Here is a 22,007-nt window from a genome sequence, read left to right as displayed (position 1 = left end):
GATGGATTGGAAAAAAACAGAAATTATCTTTATTGTAGCTTTCCTTTTGCTAGATATCTTTCTTGGGATCATGTTTTTAAATAAGCAAGTCACAAATGATCCTGATAAGCTTGGAAATGATACGCTTCAAGATCATCTGAAAACGGATAATATTACGTATCCAGATTTATCATCAAAATCTGTATATGGTGAAATTTTTACTGCGAATAAAGTTGCATTCGCTTCAAAAGATTTGGTGGATTTGAAAGACCAATCGATCGCGCTTTATAATAATTCAACTGAGATTGTGTCGACCCTGCAAAATCCGGTTAAAACGGGGAAAAAGGGGGAAAATCCTGAGTTCATCAAGTTCTTACAGGAAAATGTTTATAAGGGCAGCACTTATGAATTTTGGAAATATGATGAAACCACACATGAACTCATATACAACCAAGTAATCAAAGACGATATGGTATTGTTTGATAACGCAGGGCGCATCGTTTTTAAGTTGAATAATGATGAAGAAGTGATTTCTTATAGACAGACCTATTTAGGCAAGCAAGATGACTTGCAGGAAAAGAAAAACTTGCTGTCATCAATGGATGCACTTGAAGCAGTGTACCAGCATGGTGATCTAAAACCGGACAGTGAGATTACGCAAGCTGTATTCGGTTACTATACGACGGTTCAATTATCAAGCGGAGATGTCTATTTCCCTGTCTGGTGTTTTGAAGTTGTGCACAAAAAGACAACTAGTTACTTCCTTGTAAACGCCAAAGATGAGCAAGTGATCAATTTGACGGAAACGAAGAAGCAGGAAGCTGAAAAAGCTGCGGCGAGCGTACCGCAAACTGATTTCGAATTGGCGCAATTTGATCAGTAAAATAACCTGAGAAGCTGCTTTTCAAACAACGAAAAGCGGTTTTTCTCTAGGCAATAAGTTAATTTTGGTTTTCTTTTTGCCGCAATAAGGGTAAAATAGATGCAGAAGAAAATCTGCTCGGGGGGTACAAAAAAGCGATGATGAAAAGTCAAATTTTAACTGGAAAAGAAACCGAGCAAATTCGGTTTAGTATACTTGCAAGCGGAAGCTCGGGAAATGCAACACTTGTTGAAACAGGTGACCAAAAAATTCTTGTAGATTGTGGTCTTAGCGGAAAGAAGATGGAAGGTCTTTTTAATGAAATTGGGCGGACGATTGCGGATGTGGATGCGATTTTAATTACGCATGAGCATTCCGATCATATTAAAGGACTGGGCGTTTTAGCGCGTAAATATAAATTACCAATCTATGCCAATCAAAAAACATGGAAAGCGATGGACGGTATGATCGGAGAAGTCGCGCTTGACCAAAAATTTGATTTTGCCATGGAAACCGTGAAGGAGTTCGGCAGTTTGAGCGTAGAATCGTTTGGTGTTTCTCATGATGCGGCCGAGCCAATGTTTTACATATTCCATAATGGGAATAAAAAATTTGTGATGATTACGGACACAGGCTATGTGAGCGATCGGATGAAGGGACATATCAAAAATGCGGATGCGTATTTATTTGAGAGCAATCATGATGTCGAGATGCTACGAATGGGTCGCTATCCGTGGAACGTGAAGCGGCGGATTTTAGGCGACGAAGGTCACGTTTCAAATGAAGATGCTGGAATTGCGATGAGTGAGGTCATCGGTGACCGAACAAAGCGTATCTATTTGGGGCATTTAAGCAAGGATAATAACATGAAGGATTTGGCGCGAATGAGCGTAGCACAAACATTAGGACAGGAAGGAATTATTGTCGGCGAGCAAATCGAATTGTTCGACACAGACCCAGAAGTACCGACAACACTCTTTACCATATAAGTTGATTTTGGAGGCGGCTATTTTGGCGTCTCTTTTTATAAAAAAAGATTTCAACGTATTTTTTTTAAAATAATTTCATGAATTTTTCATATTTGTCTTGTAGGATAGGTATATAGACTTGAATTTGCTGAGGAAGGGATGAAAAAATTTGGAAAAAGAACGAAACGAGTTTGAAAATACAAATGAGCAACAAGAAGCTGCAAAAGGTGCTGCATCTGAGGAAACAATTTTTAAGCCGCACCAAGAAGATCCCCAAATGACTCCAACAGCGGAAGGTATAACGGAAGAAGGCGAAAAGTTTGCGGGTGCAACGCGCGAGCAAGCTGAGGCAGGAATGAGCAATGCCTTCTTTGAAGAATCTGCGGAAAAAGAAGTGGTTCCAAAAGAAGACGGCACTGTACCTCCTGTTCCACCAGTTGTTCCCCCAACACGTTCAAGCGGTGGCGACGGAGGCGGAGAACCGCCGAAAAAAAAGCGGCGGTCGAAGCTTTTTAGGCTATTTTCTAACAGGTATTCTTGGCGTTATTGTAGGAGCAATTATTGTTTTCTTTACCATCGGCGGTTTAAATAACGATGCCGATACAAATACAAATTCAATCAGCAACACGACATCGACTAAGAGCAGTAAAGTTGAAAAAGTATCTTATGAAAATTCTACAGACATTACGAAAGCAGTAGACAAAGCTCAAGATGCTGTTGTCAGTGTGCTGAACTATCAATCTTCAAATTCGCTTGATAGCGGTATCGGCGGCTTTGGAAGCGGTGATGGATCAAATGGTTCTTCCTCTTCAGAGAATGAAGCATCATCAGGTTCTGGCGTTATCTATAAAAAAGCAAATGGCAAAGCTTACGTTGTGACGAATAATCATGTAGTCAGCGGAGCAAATAAATTAGAAGTGACATTTTCAAATGGGAAGAAATCAACTGCAAAACTTATAGGAACAGATGAATGGAATGATTTGGCTGTTCTCGAAATCTCAGATAAAAACGTTACCTCAGTTGCGACGTTCGGTAATTCGGATTCACTAAAAGTCGGAGAAACGGTTATTGCGATCGGAAGTCCACTTGGCACAGAATTTTCTGGAACAGTGACACAAGGAATTGTTTCCGGACTTAACCGTACAGTGCCTGTTGACATTAATGGCGACGGTCAAGAAGACTGGGAAGCGGAAGTTATTCAAACTGATGCGGCAATCAACCCTGGGAACAGCGGCGGAGCTTTAATCAACTTAGAAGGCCAAGTTATCGGTATCAATTCGATGAAGATTTCGACAGAAAATGTTGAAGGCATCGGCTTCTCTATTCCGATTAATGAGGCGGAGCCAATCATTGAACAACTTGAGAAAAACGGCGAAGTATCGCGACCTTCACTTGGCGTAACATTGCGCGATGTGGATACTATCCCAGAACAACAGCAGCAAAGTATTTTGAAACTGCCTGATGGTGTAAATTACGGGACAATGGTTCAACAAGTAACTAGCAACTCAGCTGCCTCTAAAGCAGGCTTGAAACAATATGATGTTATTGTAGAAATGAATGGTCAAAAGATTACGGATGCAATGTCGCTACGAAAGATTCTCTATAACGGTGACTTGCAAATTGGTAAGAAAATTACGATTAAATACTATCGTGATGGTAAAGAACGTTCCACAACATTGACGCTTGAAGAAGTTAAAACGTCGACTCAATGATTTTAAAAAAAGCAATCCCGTGGAGGGATTGCTTTTTTGTTTAGATGGATTTAGACAAAAAAATAATACATGTTTTCTATTAGAGAATTTAAATAGATTCATTTTTTGATTGAAGATCGATCCTATTTTATAAGTCTGTTGGTGTCCTTTTTTTCTTTTTTTCGTTTTGTGCATTCAATAAAGCTATTCGAAGTTCTTCATCTACTGCGTAAAGATATAAACCTCTAATGCCGCGCGTTAAAAGAACATTTAACTCATTACGAAGAAATTCTTCGGAAAAATCTCCTTTTGTTCCATCGCTCAATGTCCGAAATTGGGTTGCTTTCTTATTTTTACTTAAAGATTTATCAAAGACAATGCGACCATTTCGATATTTTACAGATGGACCAATAATTACTCCAGCGTAGTTAAGATCAAATCCTTGAATAGTGAAAGTTGAGCCTACTTCATCAATGGTTTGCGATTGTTCTGCCCACGCCAAATTCTTTGCTTCATTTTTTAGTTTCGGCAATTGAAGATTCCAAGGCATTGACCAATTTCCAATCTTGACATTCCAGTATTCTTCATCAAGAGGCTTCTTTTTATCAATGTAAGGCCAATCAAATGTAGCTAACATTCGGGCAAGTCCAGATTGTTCCATTTTTTTCTTAATGGAATTGAACATAGCACTCGGAGAAGCGAATATTCGCAAGTCATATTTTTTGTCATTTGGAATTTCTTCAATAGTTTGATAGTCAATCAAGCTGCGAATCCATTGAACGGTCTCCTCACCTGCATCAATTCTGAATTGATTGACTAACGAAATATAATTATTCGTATCTCTAGCTATATTTTCTATTTGGCGTAACTGCTCATCTTCCCAGTACTGCTCCGATCGTAAAATCTGCTTTCGATCAAAAACTACAATGGTAATTTTAGCTCGTTTGATAATATCTAGTAATTGATTTTTACCTTGATAAGCCTGTTTTCCCTGTGTCCATAGTAAATGGCCTTCATCAACTAAAGCAACATCTATCGGAGTGGAAGGATCATGGTTTTTAATGAACTTTGTAGGCTTGCTGACGCAACTTTTATTATTATCCAATAGACCTAGTTTTTCAGCAATTTGATGATAGACTGTTAACTGCTCATCATGATTTACTAGGAGATAATTATTTGTCTCCTCGAATATGGCGCTATCAATTGCTTGCTTTGAAAACATTGATAAATCATAAAATAGGCTACTGATTAATACTGTTTTGCCAGTACCGGCATCACCAGATACAAAAATAACTTGATTATTATCATCCTTCAGTAGGGCGGATTCTATCTTTTGTAAAATAAGTTCTTTGGCTGCATATTGTTCTTCAGATAATTTATGAAACGGAGAAGCTTTAAAAAGAGCAGAATCACGAATTACAGGCTCTTTTGGAAAAAGCTGGTTGTCCAGTTGCTCTAAACCAGACCAAATTTGGCGGAAGACATCATCAAAAATATCAGAGGTATAGTATTGATTTTGACCATTTCGGCGCTTATTTAGAATACCTGTTACTTTTTCTGATCCAAGCATATAAGACATTAGTTTATTTTCAATATCTAAAGTCAAAGATTTATTAAAGTATGAGTGTCCAATAATATACATCGTAGAAGTATCTGATTCTAAAAAACTATTCCATCTTGTGTTGGCATTCTTTTTAATATCTCGATCCATATGCTCCTTTGTTCGACGATTGATATCAGTCGTTTCTCCAACATAAACTAAGTGCTCTTTCTTTTGTTTATCATTAATGATGTATACAGTTGGATAAATTAGCAATAATTTACTTGCTAATTTATCTTCTATTGGAAGATGACTACTTATAGCAGTAATGGCTCTTAATGAGTAATCGATTTTTTTTATGATGGGTGCATTAATCTCATCCATAGTACTTCCTCCACTTAATAAGAGTTGTAAAATCTCTAAATACGGGTGTTAAAAAGCGATAATTGCCTTTATTTATACATTATATCAGTGCATTTTAATTTTTGCCATTGAATTTGAAACAATACCTATAGATTGCGAGTCTAGTTAATTACAAAGAAACTATACTTTCTTGAACCTGTGGATAAACTGTGGATAACAAATTAAGAATGACTGGCTTATATAGTGGGAACGGATATTCGGACACAAAATATGGAATTTACCTGTGGATATGTGGACAAAAACTGGGGATAAGTTGTGTGTAACCTGTGAGAAAGTGAAAATACTGAAAACGTAATAATTCTTATAATGAAATGGTGGACATGTAAGTTTTGATAGTTCAAATTACCTTATTGTGAATGGTCTAGTTGTAAACTAGCATTTATCCACAATTTTAGAAGAATTGGACATTGAGAAAAAAGATGATTGGAGCTTGAAACCCAGTATTAATGCGCTTTTTAGTAATAACGGAAAATGAAATTCAGCTTGTGGATAAATTGTGGATAACAAATTTTGTTGGAAATAGATATGGTGGAGAACACATTTTCTTGCACTAAATATAGGCGGGGTTGTGGATATGTGGATGAATTTTGTGGATAAGTATTGTGTATAAGTCAAGAAAGAATGTGGAAAACCAAATTATACTAATTTGTTTGGAAATTTAGGTCATTTGGGGGTAAAATGGAAAATCTGGGAGTAATTTCTAGAATATCAGGCTCATTTTTAGTGTATGATAGAAGAAAGAAATGTTTTGGGGTGGAAAAATTGAGAATTCAAGTGATTAGCGTAGGAAAATTGAAAGAAAAATATTTGGTTCAAGGCATAGCAGAATATCAAAAGCGACTTGGTGCCTATGCGAAGGTTGAGATGGTTGAAGTTTCCGACGAAAAAGCCCCTGAGGTATTGAGCGAAGCAGAGATGCTGATTGTGAAGGAGAAGGAAGGGCAGCGAATTCTCGCGAAACTTACGGATGATACACATGTGATTGCACTCGCGATTGACGGGAAGGAAAAATCGAGCGAAGAGTTTGCGGAAGGTCTGGACCGCTTGATGACTTATGGCAAGAGCAAAGTGGCCTTTGTGATCGGGGGATCGCTTGGGCTGAGCAACGACGTCTTAAAACGTGCAGATGAAAAACTATCGTTTGGCCGGATGACGTTGCCGCACCAGTTGATGCGGCTTGTTTTAATGGAGCAAGTGTATCGTGCATTTCGAATTATGCGAGGAGAACCCTATCATAAATAGAGAAATAAAAGGAATGTATCTAATCTCATCGGGGATGATTCCTTTTTGTTGTGAGGTAAGAAGAAATGAATTAATAGCATTTTATATGGCTTGGCATGCCACATTTTTGCTCATATTGCAAATGGCTGAGGTGATTGTTATGGAGGTGTGTAACAGCTAAAAATATATGGTATGATATAAATATAGTCTTTTTATTTTGTAGAGGGAACTTTTACTTTATGAATATGTAGGTCAATTATTTAAGAAGTGTAGATAAATAACATTTAAGAGACTAATTAAATTTACTAAGTACTCATGTTAGCAGAATAGAAATCTAAAGTGGGGTATGGATGATGAGTAGGAAGAATTATTTTAAGTCTGGAAATATAACTTTATCTAAAGAAGAAAATACATATTATAAAAATGAGGAAGAGCTGAAATCTGAGGATGGTAAAGAAGGCTATGACGATCTACAATTTGATAGAGAAATTAAGTCAGCTGTATCAGGGTGGGTAAATAATCGGTTTGATAATATTGTTTGTCTTATTGGTGCAGGAGCCTCTGTCATAACAGGAGCCGATGGGAAACCAGATAAGAACTATGGTCATACTGTACAGATGATTGCAGAGGAAATACTTTTTTCATTGAAAAGTGGGAGCTATAAGTTAGATGGAAGAGAGTCTATAGTTCTTTCCCTCAAAGATCTAGTGGAAATGGTACAATACCCTAGTGAATCTGTAACTGATGAAAAAGTAACAGATAACTTTAATCTAGAAGATTTCTTGTCAAATCTTCTGTCCTATGAAAAATTTGTTCCAGAGTGTGACAAAAAAAAAAGTTTGATAATTCCAAAAGAGCTATATTTCAAGAAATAATTAAAGCAACTAGCTACGATTATGATACTGAAAAGTTTAAGCATGATAAGTTCTTGAATATACTTTCTAAGTTGACAAAAAAAAGAACAAAAGTTGAATATAATTACTACAAACTATGATATTTTGATAGAAGACTCTGCAAATAAAGAAGGTTTTACTGTCTTAGATGGTTTCAAGTTTGCTCAATCCGCTATATTTGATGCTTCAATGTTTGATTGGCATCTCATTAAAGATGTGCCAAATATTAGAACCCAAGAAGTTGAGTATATGTCTAAAGTTATTAATCTCTTAAAAATGCATGGATCGCTTACATGGGAATTAAGTTCAACTGAAAAAAATATCATCCGCAAACCAAAGAATATCGTTAAGAATCCAGTAATGGTATTTCCAAGTTCCGATAAATATGCTCAATCATATCAAGAACCCTATTTTGAACTGTTTACAAAATTTCAAGAGCTCTTAAAAAGAAGTAATACTTTGCTAATTACCTCAGGATTTTCTTTCGCAGATAACCATATTTCAAGGATGATTTTACAAGCTATTAAATCAAATGGTAGCTTACATGTTCTTGCTACTGATTATGATATTGAACCTGAAAATCCTAATGAAAATTGGAATGAATTAGTAAGAATGCAAGCAAAAGCTTATCAAATTGCCTTTTTACAAGCAACAATGAATGACAGACTGACAGATTATTTAGGAGGAGACAATGAACATTGATAGCTATTATCCTAATATAGACAAAAATAATTTTTATCTTGGTATGATAAGTCAAGTTTACAGAAGTAGTATAGTTCTGCAAGTCGAAAATCTTTCTCTTTTGAGTAATCGTAAAATAAAACATGAGTTTTTAGTTCCGAATACTATTAATTTTTTTGTAGTGATTGATTCAGCTTATGGATTATTTCTAGGTGAGATCTATCAATCAAAAGTTTTAGGAACAGATAGCCTTCATAAATCAAAAAGTGATGAAAAGAAGGAACAAGTTTTTCCAGAGATAAGTATTGATATTGTAGGTTTACTAGGTAGTGATGAAAAATTTAAGTTACCTGGATTTAAAACGGCTGGGATTACTGATAAAGTATATATAGCTAATAGAGAATTGATTCAAATATATCTTACCTCTATTGAAGTTAATAACTATGAGGGACAAGAATTATTAGAAAGTTTAGCAGAGATAGGGAATTTTGATGCTGAATATCTTAATCTACAAGCTAATACTCTATTTGATAGGCATCTGATGGCGGTTGGTACAACCAACTCTGGTAAATCAACTTCAGCTTTGTCTATTTTGGATAAACTTATAACTTCTGGGAAAAAAGTATTGTTGATAGATCCAACAGGAGAATATAAAGGTTGCTTTACGGAAGAAAACGTAAAGAAATTAACGCTTGGAGTGGATGCTACCTTGTCAGTTGGTAAAGTCCTAATGAGTCAATGGGAGAAAATTTTTGAAACCAACGAAAACACACAAGGAGCAACCTTAAGCAAGGCGATACGTTCCCTTCGTTATCAAAAAAAGGAAAATCAGACTTGTATTCTGGTTAAAGATAATCAGTCAGTAGTTGAAATAGATGATAAAATTTCAACTGTAACTCCCCAAGATGTTGACTTTGATTTGACACTGTTGCCTAATCAGATTCATGCAGAGGCGGTGCAACTGAGTAAAAATGGAACTACATACACATCAAGTTCATTCAATGTCAATACAAATAATTGGTTACTTGAGAAAGTTCAGCATGTACTGGAAAATTCAACGCTAGAAAATTTTTTTTGTAGCAAATGAAGATACAGATTTACTGGCAAGAATTGATACTTTTTTATCAGACGAGCGTTCTCTCTATATAGATGCTTCAAAAATTGCAACATCAGATGGAATAGGCTCAATGATTATTGATTTAATTTGTAATTATTTAATTAATAAAGATATAAAAGAAATAACCAAGCCTTTTGTCATGTACATTGATGAAGTGCATCGATATATGAAATCTAATCAGGAATATCAAACAGGACTAACAATAATTGCACGTGAAGGTAGAAAAAAAGGAGTATTTCTATTTTTGACTACACAGAATCCTAAAGACGTGCCTGAGATTTTACTTGGTCAAGTAGGCACATTGATTGTTCATAGATTAACACATTCTGAAGAGTTGAAGGCAATACAGAATCAAGTGAAACCCCATACTCTTTCTCAGGTTCAGAATTTAAATCAGGGAGAAGCAATATTGACAAGTATTAACTTAATTCAAGATATTCATGTTAGATTTATAAAAAGCAATAGAAATCACAAGAATAGCACTCCAATCTTATAGTAGGATCGAACACAGAATTGATACTACTATAAGATGAAATAGAATGGTAGATTGTTAGTGTTTAATGTAGTAATAGGCTTGAATTATTGGCTAAACATCATAGGTCAAATTATAAGGACCCTTATGAAGACTAATCATTAAGGAGAATGATTAGTGTATTTTGTATTCAAACAAATTATTTGAGCATTGAAGGGAGAAAAATGAGTAAGGATAATAATGAGTTTTTGAGAAATTTTGAGAATCGTATGAGACAAGAACTTGAAAATGATCCGGACAATCCTGGATTACATACAAATGTTGTTTCAAGTTTAAGAGCAACTGCAAATATAGAAAGGCTAGGAACATTTGTGTTAGAAGAAAATTATAAGGTTGAAGGGAAATCAAGACCACGCATTATCGAAATATACTTTGAGTTTGAGCAAATGGGAAATAAGGAAAGAACGATTGTAGAGACTGTTTCAAATCGGGAAGTAATAGGAGATGATATAGAAAAACTAGCGAATATAAGGAATGATTTATATCATTTTTCAAAAGCGATTATATATTATAATGGTTCGGTATCAGAGGAAGCATTACTATTGTCCAAAAAAATAAATGTAGAGTTGAAATATTTTGATTATTTTAAAGAAGTAAGTATGTATGTTGTCATGCAGCTTAAAACATTACTTCCCAATGGTCCAAAAGTAGAAAAAACTACAGTGGGGGATCCGTTTTGGACTATTATGGAGATTATTGAGGACGGAAGAACTACTGGTAATTACTATCAACAAAATAATAAACTTGTTTTGTTTTTATCAAAAAAACAAGCTCAAAAACGTGTTGAGGAATTATTGAGCAAAAAATGGTGTGTTTTTGGAGTGTCCCAAGAACATCTGATAGTGTTATCGAGAATAACAAAAACAATGAGTAATATAAGTTCAAATTTCTTAATTGTGTTTCCGGAGTTTATGGAAGCTAATAGAATTTCTAATAATTATTATCCTATTTCAAACGAGGATATAATTAAGTTTTATTGGAGAGGATGAAAATTTTGAGTAAAGCACATATAAAAGGACAAGAGTTTGAAATAAATAATCAAAAAAAATTTTTGAGATGATAGCAAAAAATGAGCGAATAAATGCTTCTATTACTAGAGATGTAAAACTGAGGGGACGCAATGGGCTTGATGAACAATTTGATGTTGTATATGAATATGAATACTTTGGTTATAGATATAGAGTAGCTATTGAGTGTAAGAATTACGCTAGTAAAGCTATTGAAAAAGCAGAGATGTATGTATTTGAAAAGAAAATAAAGAATGTTGGAAAGCTCAATGGAATATTTATCTCGAAAAATGCAAAATTTTCAAAGTGGTGCACAAACTGCAGCTAATGATGTTGGAATAAAGATTTTGGGCTTGGATGATTTAGATGGATATATTTCTGGAGTAAATGAAGAGTTTTTGGTTCCGAATTCTAAGACTATAGGGGAACCTTTTTGGGGTATCACTGTTAATAAAAAACAGGTCAATACCGCAGAACAACTTTTCGGAAAGAGAATTTATCTTTTTGAAAGTAAATACTTTGCGGAAAAATATCTTGAAACAATCTTGCTAGATGAAAGTGGAAATCTAAAAATCATAGGTATAAGTCAGGAATTATTAAGGTTAGTAAAATCGTTGAGTGTAGATAATAAAGTGAAAATAAAGATGTTTAGTTTGATAGATAGCGATCCAGATAAATTAGAGTTTAATTTCAAGGATTTGAAGGGGAAAGATATAAATATATATATTTGGGAATAGAAAAACTGTGCAAATAACATGTTTATCAACGAGGACATTCAAAGATTTGGGAAAAAATTTTAGATAACAGAGTTAGAACGCTTTACGTATTAAAACAGGAAAACAACAGTTATTATATCGGTCAGACAATACAATTAGATAATAGATTGAAAAAACATTTTTTAAAGGAAAAGGTTCTGATTGGACACAATTAAATAGGCCTATAGAGTTGATAAAAACAATAGAAAATGGACAACTAGAATATTATGAAGCTGAAATTGTTGAAAATAAACTAACGATAGATTGTATGAAAAAATATGATTGACAACATGTACGGAGTGGTTTTTTCTCTGACTGTGACCCTGATATAATACGAACTAAATTATTAAAATTTTAAAAAACATACTAAAGCAGATAATAGCCTCTTTAGATACCTATTATCTGATGAACTTGGAAGACAAGTTTCTTTATTGTATACTGTTGGAACAGTATCGATACTATTTAGGAATTAGCAAGAATCCATAGAGAAAATATAGACAACACTGTAATCCTAAAAAAGTAGCAGTGTATATTAAAAACTTATAAAGCTAAACAACTGCTTTGTTATGAAAAAGTACAATATATAAACAAGGGACAATTGAGACAGATTCTTATGCAAGCACTATTAATTTAATGAAACTGTTGGATGTTAAAAAGTAAGGGGTGGAGAGTTAATAGTGATGAATGATATAAAAGCATATGAACTATTTCAAAAAAGAAGCAGCAGTCAGGATTTTAATTATTTTTTTTTCAGAGGAATAGTTGGGGTATGAATTCAATAATTTTATGCGGACTACAGGAAGAACAGTAACTAGTGGTAAAGAAATAATCTGAGGTTATTATTACTTTATCGTATATGTGTTTTTTGGTGATAAGAACTCAGAGTAAAAAATCGAAGAAATGATAGTTGCTATAGGATTACCCAAATATCATTCACTTACGATATGGAGAACCCTATCATAAATAAAAGAAGTGCGAGAATTTTATTAGATACGCCAAGCTATACTTGAAAATTTGTACAGCTTTTTTGCTGGTTAAATGCAGGATTTTGGTTGACAGACGAAAATAAAAGTAGTATATTGATAGCGAACAATTAGAACTCTAACTTAAAAGGAAGTGGAGCAAATGGATGAAACACCGGTATCCAATCTTTTTCGCTCGATCATGAATAAAGCGAGATGGGATTCGGAGCGGAAACTGAAAGAATTGGAGGTCACGCCTCAACAAGCACGTGCGATTGCCTATATTATTGATCACGAGGAACGGGGGTTGATTCAAAAGGACTTAGCAGATGCCTTTCAGCGCAGAGGTGCGAGCATCACAAGTTTGTTACAGGGACTGGAAAGTAGAGGCTATATCGAGCGCCGCATTCCTGCAAATAATGAACGGCAAAAAAAAGAATTTATGCACTGCAAAAAGGCAGGGAGATTGTCGATCAGATTAATCAGGTTTTTGTAGACTCGGAAAAGCAACTTTTACAAGGCTTGACTGAGGATGAACGCACAGAATTTATGCGGCTTCTAAAAAAAAAATCGATCAGAGTTTGTGAGGTAGGACAGCCAGTTTTGGCTTCGTCTACTTTTAATGTTAGATGTCTAATTGTACGGTATCTTATTAATAGAAAAGAAGGTTACGAGGATGGGAAAATCAAATATTTATTATTTAAAAGAAGCTCCGATACGAAAGGCGATTGCGCATTTATCGATTCCGATGATGATTGGGATTTCTGCGACGACGATTTACAATCTGATTAATGCTTTTTTTATCGGTTTAATTCATGATACAAATATGATGTCAGCGATTACTTTGGGACTTCCAATCACGATTATTCTTATGGCCGTTGGAAATCTATTTGGAGTCGGAGGCGGAACGTTTATCACTAGATTGCTAGGAAGTGGCGAGCAGGAGAAAGGAAAAAATGTGGCTGGATACTCGTTTTACATGAGCATCATTATCGGTATTTTGCTTGGAATTGTCATGTGTTTCTTTTTAACGCCGTTTGTTCACTTGCTTGGGGCTGATGCCGGCACGATTTTATATACGAAACAATATTCGGCGGTATTATTTCTCGGCGGTTTTAGTTTGATTTTGAATTTTGCTCTCGAACAGCTGGTTCGTTCTGAAGGAGCCTCAAAAGAATCGATGTATGGAATGTTTATCAGCGTTGCGGTAAGTATTATGTTCGATATTCTATTGATTTTAGTTTTGAATCTTCATGTTATTGGGGCGGCACTTTCGATTGTGATTGCGAATATAGCTTCGATTATTTACTATGTGTGGTTTTTGGAGACAAGAAGCGAATCGCTTAGAGGTTTTATGAAACACTTTCAATTAAAAATAAAAGATCAATTTGAGATCTATAAAATTGGTATCGCGGAAATTTTCAAATCTGGCTTTATGATTGTTACAACGCTTTTGCTGAATAATTTTGCCGTTGAATATGGTAATAATGTAGTAGCTAGCTTTGGGATAGCACTGCGGATTACCCAGTTGCCTGAATTTTTAACGATGGGTTTATTTTTAGGTGCAATTCCACTTTTTGCCTATAGTTTTGCTTCAAAGAATACAACGCGTTTAAAGGCTGCTTTGAAAGAGCTAACGCTTTGGATTGGCGGGATTTCCATCGTGTTTGCCGTTCTTGTTTATTTGTTCCGTGTACCCGTATTAAATTTGTTTACGAACGATCAGGCGGTGATTCAAGCTGGGCTGATGATCTTAACCGCACAATTAATTTCTTCGGTTTTTAACGGCTTTTCAGGTTTATTTACCGGAATTTTTGAAGCATCCGGACAAGGCGCTCAAACGGGAGTGATGGCCATCATTCAAGGGGTTTTATTCATTCCTGTTGTGATCGTACTCCATTATTATTTCGGTTTGACCGGCTTGATTTGGTCGATGACAATTACAGAAGGCATTGCCTTCGTAGCGGGTATCCTGATGATGATCCCGTATCTTGTGAAGCTAAATAATAATCGGTTGATCGTTGAAAATCCGAGCGATTCATCCTCTCAAACCGCATAATTTGTCTGCGCTAGACAGCAAGACCGTAGAAGTAGTAGAATCAATTACAATAAGTCATGGTGAATGATACATGAAAAAGTGGGGATGGATACATTGAAGATTTTACGAAAATACGGTTTTTCTTTTTTTATTAATCGCAGTGATTGGCGACTTTTTAACGCCATATGTATTAGGTCTATTTTATCCGGAACTGAACCAAATGAAGAGCGTTATCAGCCTGTTTGGCGATGTCGGAAGTCCAGTTCGCAGTGCCTTTCTAATTTGGTCGGTTATTGCCGGAGTGTTTTACTGTTTGTCCCTTCCGGCAATTTTTTGTTCACTCAAGCCATTTTCGCGGTTCTGGGCATGGATGACAGTTTGGGCAATCGGCTTTTACGGAATTGGCGACTGTATTTTTACAGGACTTTTCAGTGTGGATACTGAACAAGCCGGATGGAATTTATCAACTTGGGTGCATAACATTGGATCGGGCTTAGGTTATGCTGGCTTTTTACTATTTCCGCTCATTTTATTCTTACTTTATCGAACAAGTGGAAATGAAACAGAAAGTAAAATATATCTCAGATTGCTGATAGCAAGCTTAATTTTTGCGGCTGTTTATGGCCTTGCGCGTATCCCAGGTGTACGCAATCTCGAAGCCCTTTCCGCGCTTGGGTTTTGGCAACGAGTCAGCTTTTTGTTTAATTATATTCCAATAGCTGTGTTTGCGATTAGGCAACTAAGAAGAGTGCGGCGGAGATTGAATGAGAATTAGAAGAAAGATTGGCTAAGTAAAAAGCAGGAGTTCCAAATTTTATTTGATTCCTGCTTTTTTTTTCTATGCATACATGAATTTTAGCTTTTGATCTTCTTTCGCAACTGGCGTAAAAACGCGCTCGCCGCATTTGAATGCACTTGATTCTTCTTCCAAATCAAATTGAGACTTGTCGAAAGAGGCGGATCAAGTGGAATAAAACGCAACTCTGTTCCCATTGTATTCACAATCCGAGCGCGGAGCAGGAGGACAAGGTGCATGTGGTAACAAAGCTTGATTGGAGAGGAATGAAGTCAGTCGCAGTTTCATGCAGAGATTGCCGTTTAGTTTGAAAATAGAGAAGTTTCATCAATCAGAAAAGATTTTTTACTTAGAACAAGCGTTTTCGGAGCAGTTAGTTTATATTGGAAGGGAAATGAACTCTGTAATTAATCACTTGCCGATTTGCCGGATGGAAGTGCTCGTAGTCGAATGCCACATTGTAATAGACTATTTATTGACTGAATTTTCGATCTGAAATATAATGGGATGAGAGAATCTATTGTAGAAATCGGCTTATAGTTTTTGAAAAGTAAAGTGCGGGAGGAATAAAAATGAGAGAGAAAATTGAAAGCTTAATGGAGTTTAATATCAGTTGCGCAGAGATTATTCTTGGAAAAGATACTCTTGTTAAAGAGAGACGTAATTACATATTTCAAAAGGTAGCAGATCTAAATGAAGCGAAACAAAAAGCGGGTATTGAGGGAAATAAGTTTTTTATCTCAAATGGAAAAAATGATGGAAGAATGTTTGAAGTCCGTTTTAAAGACTTTATTCGAGATGTTGAACATGCAAAGGAGAAGTGCCAAGAAGAGTTAGAGCGATATGTTTTCATTATTCATGGACATAGTCCTGACGTTGAGCAATTAGTCCGAATGATGAAGATGATTAAAAAAATTCCTATTTTAATTAAAGATATTGATAACAATAATCTTTCGTTTATAGAAAAAGTCGAATATTATTCAGGGGTCAATAAAGCTATAGCGTTATTAACGGCGGATGATTGGGGAACAGAGATAAAAGGCAGCGGGTTATTAAGTTTTGAGGAAAGAGCTCGTCAAAATGTGATTTTTGAAATTGGTTATTTTTTTGGGAAAATAGGGCGTGAAAAGGTTATTTGTATCTCTAAACAAGGCCTTGAAAAGCCTTCTGATATGAATGGATTATCTAATTTAGTCTATGAGAAAAAAGTGGATGAAGTTTTTGAAAAATTGAGCGAGATGATATAACTTTAGGGGGGGACAGAGGTATGCAGAATACATGTTTTGTAATTATGGGGTTCGGGGTAAAGACTGACTTACATACTGGAAAAAAAGTTGATTTAGATTATGTATATAATTACTTAATCAAACCTGCTGTTACAAGGGCGGGTTTGAAGTGCGTGCGAGCTGATGAAATTAAACATTCGAGCTTGATTGATGTTCCTATGTATGAGCATTTGTTAGGTGCTGACCTTGTTATTGCTGATTTATCAACTAGCAATCCGAATGCCATCTATGAACTTGGAGTTCGTCACGCTGTCAAGCAATTTTCAACTATTTTGATTGCAAATGATGATTTTGATTATCCTTTTGATGTTAATCATGTTGCATTCTTTTCTTATAAAAACCTTTCCCTACACTACAAGAAAGAGTTAGTGGAAGAATTGATCGAAAAGTTAAAAGATATTGTTATAGAAGTGAGACAAACTAAAAGAGTGGATAGTCCTTTTTATTCCCTATTACGAGTTACTCCCCCGAAGTATGATAGAATTATCGAAAAAGAGAATAGTGATATGGATGGAAGGGTATCTTTAAAAACGAGAATTGATACTGGGAATCGCGCCTTGGAAAATGAAGACTATGCTACAGCGGAAAAAGAATTTGCAGAAGCTATCAAAATTGAGAAAAATGAGTTTTTAGTTCAAAAAATGTGCTTGTCTATCTATAAAAATGCAACAATAGATGAACTAAAACGATATAAAAAAAGCTAGTAGTTTTCTAAATAAATCTCTAGTTCTTAAAGAAAATACAAACATTGAAACATTGGGGATTGCCGGGAGCATACAGAAGCGACTATTCAAATTAACGCAGGAAAAAAAAGTACTTAGTAAATGCTATCAAATTTTATTTGAAAGGCTATGTGTTGGGTGAGGATTATTATATGGGTATTAATCTAGCATTGTTGCTCGATTTTCTTGCGCAGATTGAGGATTATGAGTTAAATAGTCAGGTTGCGATTAAAGTAAGAAATAAAACTAAAGAGGTATGTATAAATCTGAGGAACGAAATAGATTTTGATAAAAGAAATGATTGTTACTGGATTTGTGCAACGCTAGCAGAGGTATATTTTAGTTTTGATGAGGAAGAAAATTTTAGGAAAATCATGTCTGAGGCAGATGCCTATTCACCTACTAAGTTCGAACGTTCATCAACTATTGAGCAACTCCAGATTATAAAGAAACTCAAGGAGATAGACATAAATATCGATTAAGTGAATGATATTTAACAATATGGCAATAAGATCGTATAATCCGTACTGCACCGCTAACTGTATTTTGAAGTTCACTAGAAATTTAGAAAAATAATTAAAAACCTGTTTCTTTTTCTAGAATAAGAAAAAGAAACGGGTTTTTTATGCGCCTTCTGATAAATCGCGACGTTTATAGCCGAAATAGCCGAGGATTAGCAAGGCAACACTTATCGCTGTGATCGTAAGAAAAGTCGCCAAGTCAAATTGATCAACTGGTAAGCGCGGGAACCAGGTTTGGATTGCGGTTTTGGCGAACCAGTTAGGTAAATTAAGGATGCCACCGAAATAGTTCAGCATAAAGGAATACCCCAGATAGATGTAACCGATTTTCCCGAATTTTGGAAGCCAGCCGAGGAAAAAGCCCGCAAGTCCAATGAAGAATAAAACGGCAGGAAAGAAGTTGAATCCGGCTGCGAAAAAGTCGGGAAATGCCATCTTAGAGCTTCCACCCATCGAGGAAATAGCCGCCCCACCAAGACTGGCTGAGCTGAACAAAATCGCCGTCGTCCCAGCTAAAGTCGCTAATATCATCCCTGTCCAGTAAATTTTGGCGCGGGTTACTTTGGTCGAGAACAGTTGACTGAACCGTCTGTGTACTTCTTCGCTATACAATTTGTTGACGATCGCTATGGGTAAAATCGCCGAAAGTGAAATCATCACAATGATAATGGTGCTCGTAAAGGATTCTTCGAGCGAGACGTGCGAGTGGCTGAACATTTGCTTGATAAGGTCGTTTCCTTTAAGAAAGGACTGCATATCACCATATATGGAACCGTAAGCAGCGCCCATCACGATAAAACCGACGAGCCAGCCGAAAATGGTTCCTTTATTTAGTTTAAATAATAGCCCAGGAACTGAAAGAAGAAAGCGTTTCGCGTGTGCACGGCCTTCTCTTTGCGGCAAATAACCGTCCCCCATGTCGCGCTTTCCTTCAAGCCAAAATGACAACAACACGATCACAAGCCCAAAAATCAACTGAAAAATAAGCAAGAACCAGTGATTTTCAGTAAAAGGGTAGGTAAGATACGTCCAACTCATGGGATTAAATGTGGATAAATCCACATTAGTCGTATCGGTACTTGCACGCAAAATGTACAGCAACCCTAAAAGCGAAAGAGCCGCCCCAGTTGCGCCAGATGAAGAAGGCATAATTTGTGCACAAAATAAGGCAATTACAGCACCGAGTATGCCAGCTCCTGCGATTGAAAGACCGAACAGAAAGGCGCCTTCCGCGGTAATTGTATCAACTTGAAAACTTGTCATAATCCCGCCGATTACAAGTCCTAACAAGATGTTAATCAGCAAGGTTTCAAGCATAACGGCAATTGAGTTTGCTTGGCGACCAACGCTAAAAGAACGTACAAGTTCCGTCAAGCCTAAATCTTCTTCTTTTCGCGTGTGACCAATAACGTGTAAACTTGAAATAATCGCGGCAAATAAGCCGCAAAATAGTAGCATTTCTTGTGCGTACATCGCACCAATCGTGTAATCTGCTGCATGAGTGATCGAAGTTGGACCGACCATCGCAATCATTGCTGGATTACGCATCGTTTCAAACATACCGATTAAGCCGGAACCCTTTGCGATTTCCTTAAAAGCTGGAACAAAAGCGCCCGAAAACAATCCAAGTCCTGCGATCCAAAAAATAATTTTTTTCCAGTCGCGTTTCAGATATTGTAAAAATAAAATATTCCAACGTGCCGTACGTTCATTCATGATAACCCCTCCTCCTGCCGTACTTACGATTCATAGTGCCGCATAAATAAATCTTCGAGCGTCGGTGGAACGGATTCAAATTTGACTACATCAAGCTTCGATGCAGCTGCCAAAACCTCATTCATTACTTCGTTGTCAGCAGAAAAAGTGGCTTGGTTGTCTTTTTGAACAAAATCATGAATGCCGCTGAGATTTGCGAGCGGAGCAACATTTTCCTTCGTTTCAACAGTAATTGTCGAACGCGTTAAATGTTGCAGTTCAGCAAGCGTACCAGTTTCCACAACCTTCCCTTGGCGAATGATCGCAATCGTGTCCGCCAGCCGCTCCACTTCGCTCAAAATATGCGAGGATAAAATGACGGCTTTTCCGTCTTGCTTGATTTTTTCCACTTCCGCTTGGAAAACGGCTTCCATGAGCGGATCAAGCCCAGAAGTTGGTTCGTCGAAAATATAGAGATCAGATTCAACTGAAAGCGCAGCGATTAGACCGACTTTCTGCCGATTTCCTTTCGAATAATTTTTCGCTTTTTTTCTTCGGATCAAGTTCAAATTTTTGGATAAGTTCATCCCGCTTTGCCTTATCTCCGCTGCCGTGAAGTTTCATAAACAAATCAATGATCTCTCCGCCGGTTAAACTACCCCAAAGAGCAACATCGCCAGGTACATAAGAAATCCGCTTATGGATTTCAAGACTGTCTTTCCAAACATCTTTTCCGAAGATTTCAGCCTCGCCGCCATCGCTGTGAATGATACCAAGAAGGGCGCGGATGGTGGTTGATTTGCCGGCGCCGTTTGGACCGATGAAACCAAGGACTTCTCCCGAGCGCACGGTAAAGGAAACATCGGATAAAGCTTGAAATTTGCCAAACTTCTTTTGTAAATGCTCCACTTTTACGATCTCAGTCATGATTTCGATACTCCTTTGGTATAAAATAGAATTATTAATTGTATATAGTTCAAAAGTAAGTCAAATATCTATTTTATAAACTCTTTTTTATATTTCAGGTCAATAATAGAACATCCAGATTCGTTTGTCAATGGAATTTAAAATGCGTAATTCCGCTTGATAGTTCATAAAATACCCGCTATAATGAAAAAAGAAACGAATTTGAACTATTTTTATATCAATAGTTTATTTTTGATAGCGAAAGGTTGAATTGAAATGAATGGATTTGAAAAACGCAGTTTGGAGAAGAAAAAGCAGATTCTGGCTGCAGCTTTTGATATCATGAATTCGGCAGAAGGAGCGGATGGACTTACAGTTGATGCAGTTGTACGCGAATCAGGCATTAGCAAAGCGACCATCTTTAAATATTTTGGTAGCAAAGAAAATTTGATTCGAGCCGTTTTTTTTAGGCTTTATGGAAGAAATGGGCGAGTCAACGAAAGCAATTATGGCAAGAAATCTACCATTTGAAGAGACATTGATTGCGATGAGTCAAAACAAAATCAATTTTTTAGAGCGAACAAACCAGCAGTTTTACATGGATTTGATGAGTTATTACACGAGAAAAGACGATCAGCATTTATCACGGCTGATGGAACAATATACCAAGGAAAGTTTCAGTATTATGCTAGATATTTTTCATCGCGGAAGAAAAGAAGGCAAAGTGGACTTAAAGTATTCAGATGAGTTTTTAATGCTGTTTTTCCAAGCACTAATTGAAGGAATTTCAAATCCACAAATCTACGACAAAATTTTACCATATACAGCAGAATGGACGGACGTCATGATCAAAGGTATTGCACCAAGCCGTCAAGATGGATAAGGTAATTTGGGAAGAAAGGACGGCCAAGAAATGGCTAAAACGTATGAGTTTGACTCGAAAATTTATGCAGCTGAAATTGGAAAAGGCGGTGCGTATGTGATTTTTCCTTATGATCTTAGGGAAGAATTCGGCAAGGGGCGCGTGAAAGTCATAGCTTCTTTTGATGGTATTCTGTATGAAGGCAGCATTGTGAATATGGATGTAAAAAATGCTGATGGATCCGTTTGCTATATTTTGGGTATCCGAAAGAAGATTCGGGATCAAATTCACAAGGAGATTGGTGATTCAGTTCATGTGGAGCTTGAGGAGCGGGAATAAATTTGCTAGGGCAGCTTGGCGGGCAAAAGTGCTCATCAAGCTGTTTTTTTGAGAAGAATGGTTTTAGTTGACGAGAGGGGGGGGGATGTGGCAATTTCAGGGTAAGAAAATAGTGGCATTTGAACACCCAATTTCCCCCCTTTTGTCGATACCAAAAGGGGGGATTTTTTGTAACTTCAAGTTGTGCGGCTTATTAAGACCACCGTCTGTT

22 protein-coding genes and 4 pseudogenes are annotated in these 22,007 nt (G+C 36.4%); 22 read left to right on the top strand and 4 right to left on the bottom strand.

Annotated features, from left to right (window positions below; all coding sequences use genetic code 11):
- Window position 1 precedes the first annotated feature (1 nt).
- From MFLO_RS00825 to MFLO_RS00815, 3 genes and pseudogenes are all read left to right on the top strand, one after another.
- The gene (locus MFLO_RS00825) at window positions 2-862 is read left to right on the top strand and encodes a two-component system regulatory protein YycI (RefSeq protein WP_036095653.1); all 861 of its coding nucleotides are present in this window, start codon (window positions 2-4) and stop codon (window positions 860-862) included.
- A 137-nt stretch (window positions 863-999) separates the two neighbouring features.
- The gene (locus MFLO_RS00820; RefSeq protein WP_036095652.1) at window positions 1,000-1,830 is read left to right on the top strand and encodes an MBL fold metallo-hydrolase; all 831 of its coding nucleotides are present in this window, start codon (window positions 1,000-1,002) and stop codon (window positions 1,828-1,830) included.
- A 148-nt stretch (window positions 1,831-1,978) separates the two neighbouring features.
- Window positions 1,979-3,521 (top strand): annotated as a pseudogene (locus MFLO_RS00815) (S1C family serine protease).
- A gap of 127 nt (window positions 3,522-3,648) precedes the next feature.
- On the opposite strand, the gene MFLO_RS00810 reads toward MFLO_RS00815, so the two are convergent.
- Entirely contained in the window at window positions 3,649-5,424 is a 1,776-nt protein-coding gene (locus tag MFLO_RS00810; protein ID WP_036095649.1) for a DUF2075 domain-containing protein, read from the bottom strand.
- A gap of 801 nt (window positions 5,425-6,225) precedes the next feature.
- On the opposite strand from MFLO_RS00810, the gene rlmH reads away from it, so the two are divergent.
- From rlmH to MFLO_RS00765, 12 genes and pseudogenes are all read left to right on the top strand, one after another.
- Complete coding sequence (gene rlmH / locus MFLO_RS00805; RefSeq protein WP_036095985.1) at window positions 6,226-6,705, top strand: 23S rRNA (pseudouridine(1915)-N(3))-methyltransferase RlmH; 480 nt, start codon at window positions 6,226-6,228, stop codon at window positions 6,703-6,705.
- A gap of 332 nt (window positions 6,706-7,037) precedes the next feature.
- Window positions 7,038-7,559 carry a hypothetical protein gene (locus tag MFLO_RS15905; RefSeq protein WP_206538293.1) on the top strand — a complete coding sequence of 174 codons (522 nt, stop codon included), beginning with the start codon at window positions 7,038-7,040 and terminating at the stop codon, window positions 7,557-7,559.
- 93 nt (window positions 7,560-7,652) lie between these two features.
- A complete protein-coding gene (locus tag MFLO_RS15900; RefSeq protein ID WP_051993362.1) occupies window positions 7,653-8,279 on the top strand; it encodes an SIR2 family protein in 627 nt (208 codons plus the stop codon).
- Complete coding sequence (locus MFLO_RS00795) at window positions 8,269-9,345, top strand: helicase HerA domain-containing protein (RefSeq protein WP_206538292.1); 1,077 nt, start codon at window positions 8,269-8,271, stop codon at window positions 9,343-9,345. The genes MFLO_RS15900 and MFLO_RS00795 overlap by 11 nt, the downstream gene beginning before the upstream one ends.
- Window positions 9,346-9,445: 100 nt before the next feature.
- A complete protein-coding gene (locus MFLO_RS15895) occupies window positions 9,446-9,871 on the top strand; it encodes an ATP-binding protein (RefSeq protein ID WP_206538291.1) in 426 nt (141 codons plus the stop codon).
- A gap of 200 nt (window positions 9,872-10,071) precedes the next feature.
- Complete coding sequence (locus MFLO_RS00790) at window positions 10,072-10,896, top strand: hypothetical protein (protein WP_206538290.1); 825 nt, start codon at window positions 10,072-10,074, stop codon at window positions 10,894-10,896.
- Between the two features lie 287 nt (window positions 10,897-11,183).
- Window positions 11,184-11,651: a hypothetical protein gene (locus MFLO_RS00780; protein ID WP_162148129.1), complete on the top strand. Its 468-nt coding sequence runs from the start codon at window positions 11,184-11,186 to the stop codon at window positions 11,649-11,651.
- A gap of 44 nt (window positions 11,652-11,695) precedes the next feature.
- Window positions 11,696-11,845, top strand: a complete 150-nt coding sequence (locus MFLO_RS17090) for a GIY-YIG nuclease family protein (protein ID WP_077913123.1) — start codon at window positions 11,696-11,698, stop codon at window positions 11,843-11,845.
- 166 nt (window positions 11,846-12,011) lie between these two features.
- Window positions 12,012-12,155, top strand: a complete 144-nt coding sequence (locus tag MFLO_RS17320; RefSeq protein WP_479481399.1) for a hypothetical protein — start codon at window positions 12,012-12,014, stop codon at window positions 12,153-12,155.
- A 639-nt stretch (window positions 12,156-12,794) separates the two neighbouring features.
- Complete coding sequence (locus tag MFLO_RS16130; protein ID WP_241433484.1) at window positions 12,795-13,127, top strand: MarR family winged helix-turn-helix transcriptional regulator; 333 nt, start codon at window positions 12,795-12,797, stop codon at window positions 13,125-13,127.
- Window positions 13,128-13,307: 180 nt separating this feature from the next.
- Window positions 13,308-14,690 (top strand): MATE family efflux transporter, encoded by a 1,383-nt coding sequence (locus MFLO_RS00770; RefSeq protein ID WP_036095640.1) that lies wholly within the window; start codon window positions 13,308-13,310, stop codon window positions 14,688-14,690.
- A 93-nt stretch (window positions 14,691-14,783) separates the two neighbouring features.
- Window positions 14,784-15,444: pseudogene (locus tag MFLO_RS00765) on the top strand (DUF998 domain-containing protein).
- An 80-nt stretch (window positions 15,445-15,524) separates the two neighbouring features.
- Here MFLO_RS00765 and MFLO_RS15505 read toward each other — a convergent pair.
- Window positions 15,525-15,662, bottom strand: coding sequence for a hypothetical protein (locus MFLO_RS15505; protein ID WP_156065801.1), 138 nt, complete (start codon window positions 15,660-15,662; stop codon window positions 15,525-15,527).
- A 59-nt stretch (window positions 15,663-15,721) separates the two neighbouring features.
- On the opposite strand from MFLO_RS15505, the gene MFLO_RS00760 reads away from it, so the two are divergent.
- The 4 genes and pseudogenes from MFLO_RS00760 to MFLO_RS00745 form a co-directional block, all read left to right on the top strand.
- Window positions 15,722-15,961, top strand: a complete 240-nt coding sequence (locus MFLO_RS00760) for a cyclophilin-like fold protein (RefSeq protein ID WP_036095635.1) — start codon at window positions 15,722-15,724, stop codon at window positions 15,959-15,961.
- Between the two features lie 76 nt (window positions 15,962-16,037).
- A complete protein-coding gene (locus MFLO_RS14395) occupies window positions 16,038-16,712 on the top strand; it encodes a TIR domain-containing protein (protein WP_051993361.1) in 675 nt (224 codons plus the stop codon).
- Between the two features lie 20 nt (window positions 16,713-16,732).
- On the top strand, window positions 16,733-17,455 hold the full coding sequence (locus MFLO_RS00750; RefSeq protein WP_036095632.1) for a hypothetical protein: 723 nt from the start codon (window positions 16,733-16,735) through the stop codon (window positions 17,453-17,455).
- A gap of 116 nt (window positions 17,456-17,571) precedes the next feature.
- Window positions 17,572-17,955: pseudogene (locus MFLO_RS00745) on the top strand (hypothetical protein); the annotation flags it as partial.
- A 141-nt stretch (window positions 17,956-18,096) separates the two neighbouring features.
- Here MFLO_RS00745 and MFLO_RS00740 read toward each other — a convergent pair.
- Complete coding sequence (locus MFLO_RS00740) at window positions 18,097-19,710, bottom strand: ABC transporter permease (protein WP_036095628.1); 1,614 nt, start codon at window positions 19,708-19,710, stop codon at window positions 18,097-18,099.
- A gap of 23 nt (window positions 19,711-19,733) precedes the next feature.
- Window positions 19,734-20,616, bottom strand: a pseudogene (locus tag MFLO_RS00735) (ABC transporter ATP-binding protein).
- A gap of 255 nt (window positions 20,617-20,871) precedes the next feature.
- Here MFLO_RS00735 and MFLO_RS16125 point away from each other — a divergent pair.
- From MFLO_RS16125 to MFLO_RS00725, 3 genes are read left to right on the top strand one after another with little or no spacing between them, the layout of a single operon-like run.
- Window positions 20,872-21,126, top strand: coding sequence for a TetR/AcrR family transcriptional regulator (locus MFLO_RS16125; RefSeq protein WP_241433483.1), 255 nt, complete (start codon window positions 20,872-20,874; stop codon window positions 21,124-21,126).
- Window positions 21,080-21,478 carry a hypothetical protein gene (locus tag MFLO_RS00730; RefSeq protein WP_241433482.1) on the top strand — a complete coding sequence of 133 codons (399 nt, stop codon included), beginning with the start codon at window positions 21,080-21,082 and terminating at the stop codon, window positions 21,476-21,478. The genes MFLO_RS16125 and MFLO_RS00730 overlap by 47 nt, the downstream gene beginning before the upstream one ends.
- A gap of 30 nt (window positions 21,479-21,508) precedes the next feature.
- A complete protein-coding gene (locus tag MFLO_RS00725) occupies window positions 21,509-21,796 on the top strand; it encodes a DUF1905 domain-containing protein (RefSeq protein ID WP_036095982.1) in 288 nt (95 codons plus the stop codon).
- The last annotated feature ends 211 nt before the right edge of the window (window positions 21,797-22,007 follow it).

It is taken from the genome of Listeria floridensis FSL S10-1187, assembly GCF_000525875.1.
Classification (GTDB): domain Bacteria; phylum Bacillota; class Bacilli; order Lactobacillales; family Listeriaceae; genus Listeria; species Listeria floridensis.
This window is presented reverse-complemented; position numbering and strand designations above follow the sequence as displayed.